This window comes from Amycolatopsis vastitatis (assembly GCF_002234595.1).
Lineage (GTDB): Bacteria > Actinomycetota > Actinomycetes > Mycobacteriales > Pseudonocardiaceae > Amycolatopsis > Amycolatopsis vastitatis.
Genome location: NZ_NMUL01000138.1, coordinates 1 through 425, shown reverse-complemented (window position 1 = coordinate 425; position 425 = coordinate 1). Strand labels below are relative to the sequence as shown.

The window sequence follows — 425 nt, the reverse complement described above, 5'->3', positions numbered from 1 at the left end:
AGCCACTGCTTCTGGTGGACGGTGTCGCGGGCGAGGTTGAACTGCAGCATCGCCTTGACGCCGGGGTCGTCGGTCATGTTGTAGAGCCGAGCGGTCTGCAGCCTGCCCTGGGCTTCGGCGGCGACGTTGGCGCGGAAGTCGGCCAGGAGGTTGCCGGAGGCGACGATGTACCGGCCGTTCCAGGGGTAGCCGTTGCTGTCGGCGGGCAGGGCGCCGCCGCCGCCGACGATGGCCTGCTGGACGTCCATGCCGCCGATCATCGCGGCCATCACCGGGTCCTTGACGGCTTCGGCGGTGACGGTCGAGGGAGCGCCTTCCAGGAGGCGGGCGACCATGGTGGCGAGCATTTCGACGTGACCGATCTCCTCGGTCGCGGTGTCCATAATGAGGTCCTTGTACTTGCCTTCGATGCGGCAGTTCCAGCC

Annotated in this window: 1 protein-coding gene; it reads right to left on the bottom strand. The window is 67.8% G+C overall.

Annotated features, from left to right (window positions below; all coding sequences use genetic code 11):
- The coding region (locus CF165_RS49785) for a manganese catalase family protein (RefSeq protein ID WP_205661264.1) at positions 1–425 on the bottom strand (425 nt) is incomplete at both ends.